This is a genomic window from Gelatiniphilus marinus (genome assembly GCF_042684345.1).
Lineage (GTDB): Bacteria > Bacteroidota > Bacteroidia > Flavobacteriales > Flavobacteriaceae > Gelatiniphilus > Gelatiniphilus marinus.
On record NZ_JBHULK010000003.1, the window covers coordinates 131,373 to 146,589 of the forward strand.

Here is a 15,217-nt window from a genome sequence, read left to right on the forward strand (position 1 = left end):
ACTCAGGGCTAAACACATCCTTTTACAAATATAGGAATACCTTTAAAAGAGATAGCTCTTCGACCGCGCTCAGGATAAACTACAAGCCCGACTCCTTTACGGGGCAACGCCCAATAACTATTTTGTTGAAAATTGCGACTGAAAACTGTTGACTAATTCAATATCCATATTTGTCTTTCCAGTGCTGTTTTAAAAACTCTCTGTGCGCGTTTTCCCGGGCGTTATTTCCAGGGTCGTAAAGCTTGGTGTTTTTTATCTCGTCCGGCATAAATTCTTGATTGGCAAAGTTAGCCTCGTAATTGTGCGCATATTTGTAATTATCGCCATAACCGAGTTCTTTCATCAGTTTTGTGGGTGCATTTCTAACCTCCAACGGCACACTTAAATCGCCGGTTTGCTTTACCAATTGTTGGGCGTTGCCAATGGCTTTGTAAGCAGCATTGCTTTTTGGAGAACAAGCCAAATACGTAGCGCACTGGCTTAAAATAATTCTAGATTCGGGGTAACCAATAGTGGCTACCGCCTGAAATGTGTTGTTGGCAATCACCAAGGCCGTTGGGTTGGCGTTGCCAATATCTTCACTGGCCAAAATAAGCAAACGGCGCGCAATAAACTTAACATCTTCGCCGCCCTCGACCATGCGAGCGAGCCAATATACCGCCGCATTGGGGTCGCTGCCACGAATGGATTTTATAAATGCCGAAATAATATCGTAATGCTGCTCACCTGTTTTATCGTAGCGCACGGTGTTGTTTTGTATCTTCTTTAAAACGTCCTCATCGGTAATGGTAACCGTGTCCGAGTCGTACGAATTTACAATAAGCTCAAAAATATTAAGCAGTTTCCGGGCATCTCCGCCAGAGAATTTTAAAAGCGCGTTGGTTTCCTTTAAATCAATGGTTTTTTTAGAAATCAACCCGTCTTTTTCAATCGCGCGCTTTAAAAGCGTTTCCAAATCATTTTTATCAAAAGCCTTTAAAATATACACTTGGCAACGCGATAAAAGTGCTGAAATCACCTCAAAACTCGGGTTTTCGGTAGTCGCGCCAATTAAGGTAATCCATCCTTTTTCAACCGCTTGCAGCAACGAATCTTGCTGCGATTTACTAAACCTATGAATTTCGTCAATAAACAAAATAGGGTTTTTCGTGGTAAACAAACCACCACTTTGTTTCGCTTTATCAATTACATCACGAATATCCTTAACCCCCGAATTTATAGCGCTAAGCGTATAAAACGGTCGGCCAGATTCGGTCGCAATAATGTTGGCCAAAGTGGTTTTTCCGGTTCCTGGTGGGCCCCAAAAAATCATCGACGGTATCAAACCCTGCTTAATATGTTGCGTTAACGCACCGTTTTTGCCCACCAAATGCGTTTGGCTCACATAATCATCCAAGGTTTTCGGTCGTAAACGTTCGGCTAAAGGCTCATTCATAACTGTAAAATTAAAACAATTCCTTTGCAAAAAGGAATCTCTACACTAATAAATTTTGTTTTTAGGGCGTGCCCCCCGCACTTCGACTCCGCTCAGCGACCAATGGGGTCGGGCTTTCGGCAGTCGCTCCCTCCTGCGTCGGGGAGCTTCAACAAATGCCTCAATCCCTCACGCGGGCATATCTGCCATTTTAGCACCTCAATAAATCGTGGTTAACTATTTGCTATATTTAGAGCCATGGACACTAAAGAACATTTTAAATTCTCAACAGGTGTTATTGCCTATCCGGTAGTATTCGTGCTAATTATATGGTTGGTATTTTGGTTCGAGGTGCGTTTTGGTGTTAACTTTATTAAATACGGCGTTTATCCACAAACTTTAAAAGGGTTGCGCGGTGTTGTTTTTAGTCCGTTTATTCACGGCGATATCCAGCATATTTACCACAATACCGTTCCGTTGTTTGTATTGTCAACAGCCTTATTTTATTTCTACCGGCCAATAGCTTGGAAAGTGTTGTTCTTCGGTATTCTAATTTCTGGCTTCCTAACTTGGTGCATTGGCAGGCCGTCGTACCATATTGGTGCCAGCGGGCTTATTTACGTACTGGTAAGTTTTACCTTCTTTAAAGGTGTATTTGCCAAACATTACAGACTCATTGCACTATCGCTCGGGGTTGTATTTCTTTACGGAAGCATGATTTGGTACGCGGCACCTGTTGAGGAAGGCATTTCGTGGGAAGGGCATTTATCGGGTTTGGTAACAGGTTTGATATTTGCATTGTTTTTTAGAAAAGAAATTGCAAAGCCCAAAAAATATGCTTGGGAACGCGACGATTTTAATGAAGCCGACGATCCGTTTTTAAAACATTTTGATGCCGATGGAAATTTTATTGAAACCCCACAAGAGCCGGAAGAAGAGCAGGAGCAGCCCACCATAAATTATACCTACAAAAAGCATTCAGAAAACCACTGAAAACTGCGGCTGTCTAATGTATCCGTTGCCTCACAGCTTCGTATAAAAAAGCACCGCAAGCCACCGATACGTTTAACGACTCAATATCGCCTAAAATGGGTAGTTTAGCTTTTGCATCAACCACCTTTAAAGTAGAAGGGTTTATGCCTCTGCCTTCCGATCCCATTATAATCGCACAGGGTTCTGTGAAAGATACATCGTATAGCGTATCGTTGGTTTTTTCGGTGGCGGCAATCACTTTTATACCCGAAGCTTGCATGTAAAATACGGCATCTTTAATGTGATCTACTTTACAAATCGGGACTTTAAAAACAGCTCCAGCACTTGTTTTAATAGTATCTCCGTTTACAGGTGCGCCCCCTTTTTTTTGAATAATAATCCCATCAACACCAGTACATTCTGCGGTACGTATGATAGCGCCAAAATTACGAACATCGCTAATTTGGTCCAAAAGTAAAAATAATGGTGTTTTGCAAGATTCCATGACGTTTAAAACCAACGTTTCCATATCGTGGAACCCAATTGGAGAAATTTGCGCCACGGCACCTTGGTGGTTGTTTTTTGTTAAGCGATTAAGCTTCTCTACGGGCACATAAGATTTGTTAATCGATTTTCTGTTTAACAAAGAGTCCAGTTCGCTAAATAATTCGCCTTTTAAACCTTTTTGCAAAAAGACTTTATCAATGGTCTCATTGGCATTTACAGCCTCTATTATAGCTCTTATTCCGAATATTTGTGTTTGGTTTTCCATTGGGGCAAAGGTATAAAAAAACCATCCTAAAACTAGGATGGTTTTTAACTAATACATTATTTCATTTTTAATTAAAAGTAGGGATGTTTGTGTCGTCACTCCTTGCGGGAGCGGTACTAATATCATAATGTGGTACAACACCTGTTGGATCTACAGTTACACCGCCAAAAGTATATAATTCTTCTTCAAGTACCTGTAATTCTGTAGCAGGTACTGGAAAGTGTCTGAAAGTACCAACTTGCAATTGATTGGTTCTTCTTCTGTCAAAGAAACCAGATCCGCAAGCTGAATTGAATAGTTCTACATAACGCTCATAAAAAATGGCATCCATTATTTCTGTTTTAGAAGCACTACTTGCAAGAGGAGGTAAATTACCTCTGGTTACTCTAGAACTTTCATTTACAGTTATAACGGCATTACCAAGTTCGTCTAGTCTAGCTTGTGCTTCAGCTAATAACAATCTATTGTCTTCAAGCATAAACGATTTTAGTTGCTTAGAATCTGCACCATCTGAAAAGTTGTCGTCATTTGCATAACGCATACTTATATAATGAGAAAAATGAAACTGACCTCTAGCAGGGAAGAATTTAATATCTGGTCTAAATTCAAAATCTTTACCAATTCCAACTCTAGCATCAGGCGTGGTCATTTCTGGGTTAGCTAAGACAGAACCAGCGGTTGCTGGATAGAATTCTGGTTGACTAGGGTCCAGCAAATTAACAACTCTCATGTCCAATCGCCCTCCAAAAGTTCCAAAACCATTTGGTGATTCGCTGAACACAAAAACATTGCTCCACCAAATGACTCCATTGTCTCCTGTTGGTCCAAAATCTTCTGTTATACCATTTTGGGTAAGGGTTTTAATTGTGTTCCAGTCAATGGCATTAGTTTCATCAAGATTTCTGGACGATTGTACAATGAACCTGGCTTTAAATGAATTGCTTAGCTTTATTAAATCGGCGCTTGTAGGCATAACTCCATTTATAAAGTTGTCGGTTATTGTGAAATCGTTACTTGAAGCCAAAGCTATGCAAGCATCCAAATCTGCTATGGCTTGTGCAATTAATTCATTATAAGGAACAAATGGCAATTTTTGTGAAAGATCTGTATTTTCATCAACAATAAAGCCTTTTTCAAAAAGTAACCCCAAATAACCATAGCCTAGACCTCTTAAAAAATGTGCAGAAGCCTTAACCTGAGGCGTTTTGTCTGTACCGGCTTCTATCCATTCAATACCGTCGTTATTTATGGCTCCTAAAACATCATTTGCAGACGATATTGCTGCGTAATTACCTTGCCATGGTTGCGTTAAAACATTGGCATCTGCCCAAGAAGCTGCGTTAAGTATTGGGTTTCTTGGTTCCCATGATAAAGATCTCATCCCATAGTTACCCCAAGAAGCAGTTCCGTGATCAGCGGCAACTGCTAAGGCAGCATAGGTGTCTCTATTATTGGCTTGCCACCAGGTAGTATAGCCCCCACCTACAACGGCATTTAAATCAGAACCGACAGCAAGTACCAGCTTTGTATCTGGATTGTTAAGGTTTTTAACGGCATCCATTTCATCAGCGCATGATATAAACATGAGTATAAAACTCATGTATAAGATATAATTAAATTTTAATATTTTCATTTTGTTTTTTTTTAAAAGTTTAATTGTACAGAAAAGCTATACGATTTGGTAGTAGGATAAGGGAAGTTATCTACCTTAAATACGTTGGGGTCACCACCTGGTGTATTTACATCGTTACCAAGACCATTAGTATCTCTACTTGTTAAGTCTGATCGACTTGCTTCAGCTTGATTTGTGATTTCAGGATCGAAACCAGTATAATCGGACCAAGTAATAAGGTTTCTTCCTATGAATCCTATTCTCATACTTTCTATAAAGTTACCGATGTTACCCATATTTTCACCATCAAGCGTGTAATAAAGAGAAAGTTCTCTTAGTTTTACAAACGAACCATCTTCTACAAATCCAGAACTTGGATTACCGGTATTATAAAGCCCTGCATAGAAACTAGCTGGAACTTGAGAATTTGCAGAAACTGCATGTCTTGTATCACGATATAACCATTGATTGGTTCTATTATAAATATCACCGCCTTGTTTCCAATCAAACAGAGTATAAAATGAGAAATTTTTATATTTTAAAGTTGTATTTATGGCTGCTCTAAAATCTGGAGTAATATCACCAATTACGAAAAATGCATTACCTTCATCATCAACTCTTGCTACTGGGGTAGAGCCGGTTGCCGCATCTACCACATAGCCTTCTCCATTTACAAGGTAATTATTAGGGTCTAGGCCCGAAGGTAAATCTGATAAAGATCTAATAAAATCTGAACCATACATAATACCAAAGTTTTGACCTTCTTCTACTCTAAAGAACGTGGTGTTCTGCGTTCCTGGTCCCGTGAGGTAAGATGGCACATCTAGACGTGTGATTTTTTGTTCAGACTTGTCCCAAACGATTCCCATATTCCAAGAAAAGTTCTCATTTTTAATAATATCATAGTTTAAAGAAGCTTCAAGAGTTGTACCTTCTATTTCTCCAGCATTTCTCCACTGAGCACCAAATCCTGTAGCGGCCGATAATGGAACTCTAAGAATTTGATCGTCTGTTACTGCTTTAACATAGTTAAATTCAAAACTGAAACGATCTAAGAAATCTATATTAAGACCTAATTCCAACTCGCCTGTTTTTGCAGGTTTTAATTCATTATTGCCTATAGTGGATTTGGTAGCTGCACCGTTTCTTAATGTGAATGTTTCAAAACGCATTTCGTAGGATGGCCTAATACCAGCTGTACCGTAAGACGCTCTTAGTTTAAGTTCTTGAACACCAGGGATTTCAAGATCTTCTGTTAATCTGTAAGCTAAACTAGCTCTAAAATAATTAGCCCATCTGGTGTCTGGACCAAATAAAGAAGATCCTTCTCGTCTTACAACTCCACTAAAAATATATTTCCCTTTGTAATCAAAATCTGCAATTGCAAAATAACTATCGGATATTATAGTTTGAGATTCAGAAGCGAGTGCAGGTCTATCTTTTATGTTGTCTAACGAACGAATACCGCCTACTGCTAAATTGTAGCCTTCTGCATTGTTAAAAGCACTTTTATATCTTTCATTTAAGTAACTTAATCTGAAGTTAAAATTAAAAGCGTCATCAACACCAAAAGTTTCAGAGAATAATGCATTAAACCTTATATTTTGGGCACGCCCGTTGAAATTGGATCTTTGAATAAATCCTATGTCTTTAGCTTGTCCATCAGGATTGTCAGATAAAAAACCTTTTGGTATATAGTTTTCAAAGGTGTTATTTTCATAGTCATAGGAATATGAGCCGTTTAAAGTTAGCCATGGCATAACTTTATAATCTAGAGCCACATTGCCCAAGACTCTATTTCTTCTTTCTTCTCTGTCATTATTAGCCAAACTATAAAGTGGGTTTCTGTTATTGCCATCAATAGTGTCAAAATCATAATTGTAAGGCGAGCCATCTTCTTCATTAGGGGCTAACATGTCATGTATTGGCTCTGTCATTAATGCAGAGAAAAGGACATTGGCTGTGGAACCTGAGTTAATTGCGGCATCTCTTCTTGAATTGCCATAAAAAAGCGACGTTTTAAGGTTTAGTTTTTCAGATATTTTAGTATCTAAGTTTAACCTGAAGTTGTCTCTTCTATAATCATCAACCTCTTTAAAAATTCCTTCATCAGAAAGTCTTGAATAAGAGAATAGGTATCTGGTATTTTCTGTTCCTCCATTAACAGAGGCGAAATGCGAATTGAATTGACCAGTTCTAAAGACTCTATCTTGGTTATCAAATAAGGTGTTACTTGTTGGGTATGGATTATCAGCAAACCCGTCAGGGTCAAGTTGTCTTGAACCTGTCGATAAATCAAAGTTAGAACCATCAGGAAGCATTAAGAATTTATGTGTTGTGGCTAAGTCGTATTTAGCATTCACATTTCTCCAACCAACTTCAGATCTATAGGTAACGTCCCGCGCAGCTATGCGCTGTTTTGCAAAGTGAAAAGTAGTGAAACGTTTTCACTTTGCAAAATGGCGTATAGCTGCCTGTTCTGCGGCGTTTTCACGCCGTAGTGCAGGCAGCGCAGCTGCGCGGGACGTTCGGCGGTATGTGCCCGATAGGGCTAAATGCCGCCGAACATTAACTTTATCGCTATATTTACCGCGTTTAGAAAATATTTGGATCACACCATTTGCTGCTCTAGATCCATATAAGGAAGCACCAGCTGCACCTTTAGCCACTTCAATACGGTCAATATCTTCTGTGTTAATATCTGCTAGTCCGCCTTCTAGGATTACTCCATCTAAAATAATTAACGGGTTTTGGCCAGTTGCTATAGAATTTGCTGTTCTTAATTGGATGTTAACATCACTACCTGGTTGTCCTCCAGAAGGAGAAACAGAAAGCCCCGAAATTTTACCTTGAAGTGCTTGACCAGCTGATGCTGCGGGAACGTTATCCAGAAGCTCGTTGTTTACTTGGCCTAAAGCAAAACTTAGTTCTTTAATAGATTTTCCAGAAGCACTACCGGTAATAACAACCTCTTCTAGAGATTCGGCATCTTCCTCTAGAGTTACATTTATAACATTTGATGCGCCTACAGTAACTTCTTTGGCTTTGTACCCAACAAAACTAAAAACTAGAGTTGCTCCAGAATTAGCTTGAATTGAGTAGTTGCCATCAAAATCTGTTGATGTACCTAGTGTTGTACCTTTTACTAAGACAGTTGTCCCTGGTAAGGGTAAGCCCGATTTATCGGATACTGTTCCTGAAATAGTTTTTTCCTGTGCAAACGAGAGTTGCACAACTAACGCTAGTAATAGCGTTAGAATTCCACTAAACTTTGTTTTCATTTTATGATTTATTTGAATTAGTCAGTACCAAAAATCATAATAAAATGTTAATAAAACAATTATTAATGGTTAAAATTTAATTTTTAACGCATAAATATGTGAAAATGATAATTTAAACCGTTTATAAATCAGCTATTAAGCTCAGGTGTATTTTAGAATTTGAAAATATAAAAGTCAGATTTTTCAGTTTTGACATTGGACTAATTAAATTTAAAGTGGCCGGTATAAAAAAGAAAGAGGCTATCTTTTTTAGATAGCCTCTTAGAATATAGTTTACAAAAATTTAGTTCTATATCTAATTTTGATCTGATGGTGTGATGTTTGGATTTGCATTAATTTCAGCTTGAGGAATTTTAAAAATCCAATCGTCATTAATAGATGGCTTTTCAACAACAAAGGCATCTTGATAAAGTACTGCGGCGGCACCAGAACCGCCATTTGCTCCATGGTCTATGCCTTCATCCCAACGTATTTTATCGGTATATCCAAATCCTTCTCCCCATAATTCAACTTTTCGTTGAAACTTAATTTGATCTATTAATGCTGTTTGTGTACCAAAAGCAGTAGCATCAAAAGCGGTATCGCGAGCACCACCCAATGCTTGTAAAGCAGATTGAGCACCAGAGACATCATTCATCATAGCTTTAGCTTCGGCTTCGATTAAATACATTTCAGAAGAACGCATATAAATAATATCATCAGGGTCTATGGTTCCGGGGTTTTTCTGTCTAAGTTTTAGATGCATGTAAGGATGTGTATTATGGCCAGAGACCAAGCCATACTCAGCCTTAATGCTAGCTATAGCTGCATCAAATTCAGCTTCAGTAGTGTATAATGGGTTTGTGTTATTAGACCAGCCACCTTGTCCATTCGCCGCCGAAGAGTTTGAATTAGGGGCGTCTGGTAAAAAAACATCTTTTCTGTAGTCAGTATCAGGTATAGCATCAACCAAACGTTTATCAGCAATTTTTGTATTATTTCTTATTTGGCTACCATTAAATGTGTTGCTAGCTAGATAAAAGTATGAACGGAAGAATGTGGTTTCTGTAGAAATGACATTGCTTCCCCAGATTACCTCAGGCAAATCGTTAGTATTAAATCCAGATTTCCAATCGGCTTCACTCATAATTGGGAAACCTTGACGTGCAGCAACAGCCGCAGTTGCTGCTGTTTGCCAATCGCCCATGGATAATGCCCAACGTGCTTTAAGGCCTTGGGCAACATTGATGTTTAATTGAGATTTGGTCTCAGGGCCGCCATTTGGCCTAGATGCTGCATTTTGGAAAGCAGCGATAGCTGCATTTAAATCTACACCTATCTGGTCATATACTTGTTGAACCGTACCTCTTGGGCCAGTTGTTTGAGGTTCTAAAATCACTGGTACACCCGGATCTGTAGAAGGGTTACCTATTAAGTACCCTTTGCTGTAGTGTTGAACCAATGAAAGTAATGCAAAAGCTCTGTAAGTGAGAGCTTGCCCTTTAATAGCACGTAAAGCAGGTGTTTCTGTCAAATCACCTTGATTTATTCTATCTATGATCAAATTAGCATGAAGGATAATATTATATCTATGATACCATAATATCTCGTTTGTTAATGAGGTTTCTAGTGTATGGTCATTCCATTGCATGGTATTTCTCCAACCTAAATTATTAGCATCTGCTGAGTGGATTAAACCACCAGAGATATTATCGCCCATAGGAACCCAAAAATGGTCACCAGCTCTTGCTGTGTCTCCACCTGGTAAAACAGTTTGCGATTGAGAATATAACCCACGGTGAATTCCATTAAGAACATTTTGCATGCTAGCTTCGTCTGTTAAAGCTACAGCCGGCGTAACGGAGTCTGTGGGAACTGTTTCTAAAAAATCTTCTTGACAAGATGTCATAGCAAAAATGACTAGTGCTAGTGACAAAGTTTTTATTTTATTTAACATAATTTTTTTTTTAAAATCCAACATTAAGACCAAAAGAAAAGATTTTGGCCGGGTTAAAATCATTACCTGCTGGTGTGCCAGCTAAGTTATATTGTGGATCAAGCCCTTTTCTTTTGCTTTTTAAATATAAATTCTCTCCAGTTAACGAAACTCTTAAGTTATCAACACCAAGTAAATCGGTAACATTTTTATCAAATGAATAACCAAGGCTAACGTTTCTTATTGACCAAAATGAAGCATCTGTTAAGAATCTATCAGATTGCGTTTGAACTAAAGTTTGATCTCCTATTTCAAGTCTTGGTACACTTGTAATATCTCCTGGTTGTCTCCAAGCATTTAGGATATCTGGGTGTTGGGAACGACCATAACTGCTACTTACCATCATACCGGCATACCCATTATCCAAAATAGTACCTCCAATACCATAAGTAATTAAAAAGTCTAAAGAAAAGCCTTTGTAGCTAATACTGTTTGCTACAGAACCTAGTAGGTCCGGTATAGAGGAGTCTCCTGTATAAGCACGTTGAGTATCCCCCCAGTCATTAGTTGTTTCATGGTTTCCATTAGTATCTAAAACAGGTACACTTTCTCCGTTGTCATCATTTTCGTAAACAAAGTATAGTTGGTCACCCGTGTCGGGATCAACACCGGCGGTTTTGTACAAAAAGAAATCAAAACGAGAACGACCTTCTGCCCAACGCTTTGAACCATTTATAAATGGCTCAGGGATGAAAGTGATTTCATTATTAAGCGTGGAAGCCTGCAATATAATATCCCATTTAAAATCATTTTTATTTACAGCATGTGTTGTTAAACTAAACTCCCATCCTGAATTAAACATGTCACCTATGTTATTTGGTTGAACATTGATACCGACACTAGGAGCTATTGGCAAATCATACAATAGGTCTGTTGAGTTTCTTTTGTAATATTCTATTGAGCCTTCAAATAAATTGTTAAATAAGCCAAATTCCAAAGCTACATCAAAATTTTCAATGGTCTCCCAAACTAATAGGTCATTGCCTAGGTCCGACAAAACATATGCTGGAGCAGTTGCGTTTGAATTTATTCCAAACCTTGCTTGGTATAGATAGAAATCTCCTAAATCATCATTTCCAACTTCACCCCAAGAACCTCTTAGTTTTAAACGGTCTATGAAGGATACATTTTCCATAAAATTCTCGTTATGTATATTCCAAGAAGCACCAACAGAGTAAAATGTACCCCACCTGGAATCTGAACTAAATACAGACGTGCCGTCTCGTCTAACGGATGCGCTTAAGTAATATTTGCTATTGAAATTATAATTTAATCTAGAGAAATAACTTTCTATACGTTTATCTGTTATTACACCGCCTAGAGAAACTGGGTTAGAGAAATTGTCAAATACTTCTAGGCCAGGTACAGTCTCGATGGTGCCTAAAGCGTCGAAATCTGAGTAATTTCTATCAAAACTTTCATGCCCTAATGTAAGGTCTAAGTTATGATTGCCAAAGCTATTATTGTAAGTCAATATTTGGTTGAAGTTTTCAACCTGTCTTCTAAATCGGGTTTCGCTAAATCTGCCATCAGGTTGAGCGTCGCCAATTATAGCATTCTCATACTCTTTTTCTAGACCTTCATTAATATCTCTTCCATAAGTCACTCTTACATTAAGGCCTTCTAAAATTTTTACATCGGTGTAGAATCTAAATCCATAGGTATTGTCTAAATCGCTTTCTTTGTTAAGAAGAAGTTCTTGTAGAGCGTGGCGTCCTTGATTACGAGGTCTAGTACCAATGTTATATTCAGGATACCCTTCACCATTGTCAAATATTGGGCTTCCAAAAGCATCTCGTACAAGATTTCCTTGTTGATCGTTAATATATACAGGATAAATTGGTCCTATTGCTTGAGCAAAACCAAAAGGGTTAACAATGCTTCCAGTACCGGCAGAACTAGGTCCTCTGGCTTCTGTTAGCGTAATATTGGCACTACCACCAATCTTAATGCTTTCACTCACATCAAAATCTGCGTTTAAACGTGTTGTTAAACGGTTAAAATCGGAAGTAACAACATAACCTTCTTCGTCTAGGTAAGAAGCAGAAAAGAATACTCTATGGTTATCGCCACCTCCAGATATATTCACGTTATAATTTTGTCTTAAACCAGTTTGTTCCATAAAATCAAACCAATCTAATGTCTGATAAACTGCCTGAGCATTTGGATTTAATTTACCATTAACGCCAACAATTTGGTTATTAGGCACATTAAACGGATTATAGCCTAATTGATTGTAAATATTAGCAGAAGCAAATGCTGGATCACCTCCTGCAGCAGACGTGTTTCTTAATGCTTCCCACATGGTTTCATAATATTGACCTGGAGACAGCATATCGTAATTTGGAATACCTCTATATACAAAACCTGATTGAGTAGAGGCATTTACCTTGATCGCGCCTTTTGTTCCAGTTTTTGTTGTGATTATAACTACACCATTAGCTGCCCTAGATCCATATAGGGAGGTAGAGGCCGCATCCTTAAGTATGGTAAAAGACTCGATATCTTCCTGATTTATGGTGTTTAGAGCACCTTCGTATTGAATACCATCAACTATAAACAAAGGGTCGGTATCACCGTTAAGAGTACCAACACCCCGAATTACGATGTTTGGAGAAGACCCTGGTTGTCCATTTGTAGAGGTAAATTGTACACCAGTAGATCTACCTTCAATAGCTGCAATTGGTGAAGTTACGTTTCTAGTTAATAGTTGTTCGGAATTAATAACACTTGCTGAACCTGTAAAGGCTTCTTTGGTGCTCGTACCATAAGCAACAACTATTACCTCGTCAAGTGTAGCACTATCTTCTTGCATGGTAACATTTATTGTGTTTGAAGTTCCTACTAACACTTCTCTTTTAACATATCCAATAAAACTAAACACCAAGGTTGATCCTTGGTTAGCCTTAATTGAATATTTTCCATCGAAATCAGTTGATGTTCCGGTGGTACTGCCTTTAATAAGGATTGTAGCACCAGGAAGCGGTAGCCCCGAAGAGTCAAATACCTCACCAGTAATTGTTTTTTCTTGCGCAAAAGTTAACTGCACCATAAACGCCAATAACAGCGTTAGAATTCCACTAAACTTTGTTTTCATTTTTAATAATTATTTGAATTAGTCAATGCCAAAAATCTTAATAAAAAGTTAATAAAACAATAAATATTTGTGAAAATTTGATTTTTACAGGAAAAAATAAAAAAATCATTGAATAAAGGTTTGTTAAAAATCAGCTATTAAGCTCAGGTGTATTTTAGAATTTGAAAATTTAAAAGTCTCATTTTCAGTTTTGCCATTGGCATAATTAAACTTAAAGAGGCCGGCTTTTGTTAAAATGCCAAAGCCAAAGCCGTAACCCAGGAGTTTTTCTTTGTTATTTGTCAGTTTGTTTTCAAAATACGCCAAATCCGTTATGCTGTGAATAAATATGGCGTTGTTAAGTTGGTATCTGTATTCTGTATTTAAAACGCCAAAAAGCGATGCAAGCAAGCTGTTTTCCTCAAAACCGCGAATCGAGTTTATCCCGCCAAAACGGAATAGTTCGTTTTCAAAAAACGTGTCGGACTTTAAATTAGAGCCATTAACCCTAAAATAAAAACTGTTTTTGCCGTTAAGGTTAAAAATTGAAAATGCATCAATGGTATATTGCGATTGCTTTTGTTTGGTATTTGTTGCTTCTCTGTGGCCAAATCCCGTCTCAATATATAGGTCTGTTTTTATGGGGAATAATAAATTAGTGTTTTGCCGTTTTAGAAATCGATAAGCAAGCGTGTAAAAATTAGAATCGTAATCCGTAATGTTCTGAAAATTATTTGCAGACAATAAATTATTGGAAGTCGTGGCCCTAACGCCAACAAAAACTTTATGTTTCGGGTTTATTTGATAGTGCAGTTTAGCAGATTGGTTTACGGTAGTAAACGTAGAGTCCTTTTTAAAAATCTGTAAACTTAAATCTACCCCAATTGGAGATTTTAGCAAATAAGGCAGGCTTAAATCGGTTCTAAAGGTTTTTTGGTCGTTTTCGTCGCTCTTATAAAGCAAACTAAACGATTCGCCAAAGTTCAAGTTGTTGGTAAGTTGTAAATTTAAATACCCGTCAAACTCCAATTTGTTGTTGTTTTCGTTGGTGCCAAATCCCAAAAACCCATCAAACGCATTGCTTTTTGTCTTTTCAGCGTAAATATAAAGTGTGGTCGAATCTTTCGAAAACAGAACCTCTGGCGCTTTTATCTGATTTGCAAACTTTAAATCGTTGAGCATATCCGTTTTTTGCTTAATACGGTTTAAGTTGAAGGTTTGCCCGGGTTTAATTTTTAAATAATGTTTAAGGTACGATTTCGGGAATTTCACGTAGCCTTTAATAACAATATGGTCAATAGTTCTTTTTTGTTCTTTTGAATCAATCATCAAGTCAGCTTTTAAATTGGTTTTATCCGTTCGGATATTTGCTAATTTTAATTTTGAAAACGGGTTGCCTTGTTCTGAAGCTTTCTGGTTGATAAAAACCAAACTATTTTCTATGGCGTTAAGCGGAAGGACAAAATAATCATCAAAAACCTTATCCGAAACCATTTTTAAAACAGAAGCATCAATAACCGAACTATTATAATATATATATATGTTGTTGTATTTTTTTTTAAGATGGAATTTGGCCGTGAAAACCGAATCGTTATTTTTGTTTATGCCCTTCAGTTTATTTTCAATGTACCCCATTTTAAAAAGGATGTTTTGAATGGACTCCACTTCCAAGATAATAGAAGTGTAATCGTTATGGGTTTTCAAATAATTTAAAGAATCAATTACTTTAGTCTCAAGTTCGGTTTTACCAAGCATTCTTAAACTTAAATTTTGGCAAAATCCTTCCGAAGAAAAAATTATATATATAACAAGGATTAAAAAAGTAGTTTTTTGCACAATGATGAATTAAATTCTAAAAGGGTGGTTTTTTGTAAAGAATGCAAACTGTAAACTGATTACTGCTAACTTCATTTAACGAGTAGTTATAGGCCTCGGTCTTATAGCTTCCAGCTTTTAACTCTATAGTGTAAATCTAACGGAAAATCTACGCATTTAATACAGCATGGAGCATAATTTTTGAAAACTCTTAAAAATTAATGAATTAGGGTTTGAATTATAAATTTTAATTTTTACATTTGCACCCCTCTTAAAAGAGGATAATAAAATTTATATTAA

9 protein-coding genes are annotated in these 15,217 nt (G+C 37.4%); 1 reads left to right on the plus strand and 8 read right to left on the minus strand.

The features are described 5' to 3' along the window. Nucleotides 1–157 precede the first annotated feature (157 nt). Nucleotides 158–1,435, minus strand: coding sequence for a replication-associated recombination protein A (locus ACFSQS_RS09365; RefSeq protein ID WP_388017579.1), 1,278 nt, complete (start codon nt 1,433–1,435; stop codon nt 158–160). A 237-nt stretch (nt 1,436–1,672) separates the two neighbouring features. Between ACFSQS_RS09365 and ACFSQS_RS09370 the strand changes: the two genes are divergently transcribed. Next, nucleotides 1,673–2,407: a rhomboid family intramembrane serine protease gene (locus ACFSQS_RS09370; RefSeq protein WP_388017582.1), complete on the plus strand. Its 735-nt coding sequence runs from the start codon at nt 1,673–1,675 to the stop codon at nt 2,405–2,407. 13 nt (nt 2,408–2,420) lie between these two features. Here the strand turns inward: ACFSQS_RS09370 and rlmB are convergent, their stop codons facing one another. The 7 genes from rlmB to ACFSQS_RS09405 form a co-directional block, all read right to left on the minus strand. Continuing rightward, nucleotides 2,421–3,158, minus strand: a complete 738-nt coding sequence (gene rlmB, locus ACFSQS_RS09375; protein WP_388017585.1) for a 23S rRNA (guanosine(2251)-2'-O)-methyltransferase RlmB — start codon at nt 3,156–3,158, stop codon at nt 2,421–2,423. Between the two features lie 67 nt (nt 3,159–3,225). Beyond that, nucleotides 3,226–4,791 (minus strand): RagB/SusD family nutrient uptake outer membrane protein, encoded by a 1,566-nt coding sequence (locus ACFSQS_RS09380; protein ID WP_388017588.1) that lies wholly within the window; start codon nt 4,789–4,791, stop codon nt 3,226–3,228. A gap of 11 nt (nt 4,792–4,802) precedes the next feature. Further along, nucleotides 4,803–6,707, minus strand: a complete 1,905-nt coding sequence (locus ACFSQS_RS09385; protein WP_388017591.1) for a hypothetical protein — start codon at nt 6,705–6,707, stop codon at nt 4,803–4,805. Nucleotides 6,708–7,217: 510 nt separating this feature from the next. Next, nucleotides 7,218–8,051 carry a carboxypeptidase-like regulatory domain-containing protein gene (locus ACFSQS_RS09390; RefSeq protein WP_388017594.1) on the minus strand — a complete coding sequence of 278 codons (834 nt, stop codon included), beginning with the start codon at nt 8,049–8,051 and terminating at the stop codon, nt 7,218–7,220. Nucleotides 8,052–8,346: 295 nt separating this feature from the next. Further along, nucleotides 8,347–9,987: a RagB/SusD family nutrient uptake outer membrane protein gene (locus ACFSQS_RS09395; protein ID WP_388018302.1), complete on the minus strand. Its 1,641-nt coding sequence runs from the start codon at nt 9,985–9,987 to the stop codon at nt 8,347–8,349. 10 nt (nt 9,988–9,997) lie between these two features. Further along, nucleotides 9,998–13,123, minus strand: a complete 3,126-nt coding sequence (locus ACFSQS_RS09400) for a SusC/RagA family TonB-linked outer membrane protein (protein ID WP_388017597.1) — start codon at nt 13,121–13,123, stop codon at nt 9,998–10,000. Nucleotides 13,124–13,246: 123 nt separating this feature from the next. Further along, the gene (locus ACFSQS_RS09405; protein WP_388017600.1) at nt 13,247–14,857 is read right to left on the minus strand and encodes a POTRA domain-containing protein; all 1,611 of its coding nucleotides are present in this window, start codon (nt 14,855–14,857) and stop codon (nt 13,247–13,249) included. Nucleotides 14,858–15,217: the final 360 nt, after the last annotated feature.

Excerpts from the sequence above, each read along its gene's own strand:
- ACFSQS_RS09365 (WP_388017579.1), bottom strand. The coding sequence starts at position 1,435 with ATGAATGAGCCTTTAGCCGAACGTTTACGACCGAAAACCTTGGATGAT.
- ACFSQS_RS09370 (WP_388017582.1), top strand. The coding sequence starts at position 1,673 with ATGGACACTAAAGAACATTTTAAATTCTCAACAGGTGTTATTGCCTAT.
- rlmB (WP_388017585.1), bottom strand. The coding sequence starts at position 3,158 with ATGGAAAACCAAACACAAATATTCGGAATAAGAGCTATAATAGAGGCT.
- ACFSQS_RS09380 (WP_388017588.1), bottom strand. The coding sequence starts at position 4,791 with ATGAAAATATTAAAATTTAATTATATCTTATACATGAGTTTTATACTC.
- ACFSQS_RS09385 (WP_388017591.1), bottom strand. The coding sequence starts at position 6,707 with ATGACAGAGCCAATACATGACATGTTAGCCCCTAATGAAGAAGATGGC.
- ACFSQS_RS09390 (WP_388017594.1), bottom strand. The coding sequence starts at position 8,051 with ATGAAAACAAAGTTTAGTGGAATTCTAACGCTATTACTAGCGTTAGTT.
- ACFSQS_RS09395 (WP_388018302.1), bottom strand. The coding sequence starts at position 9,987 with ATGTTAAATAAAATAAAAACTTTGTCACTAGCACTAGTCATTTTTGCT.
- ACFSQS_RS09400 (WP_388017597.1), bottom strand. The coding sequence starts at position 13,123 with ATGAAAACAAAGTTTAGTGGAATTCTAACGCTGTTATTGGCGTTTATG.
- ACFSQS_RS09405 (WP_388017600.1), bottom strand. The coding sequence starts at position 14,857 with ATGCTTGGTAAAACCGAACTTGAGACTAAAGTAATTGATTCTTTAAAT.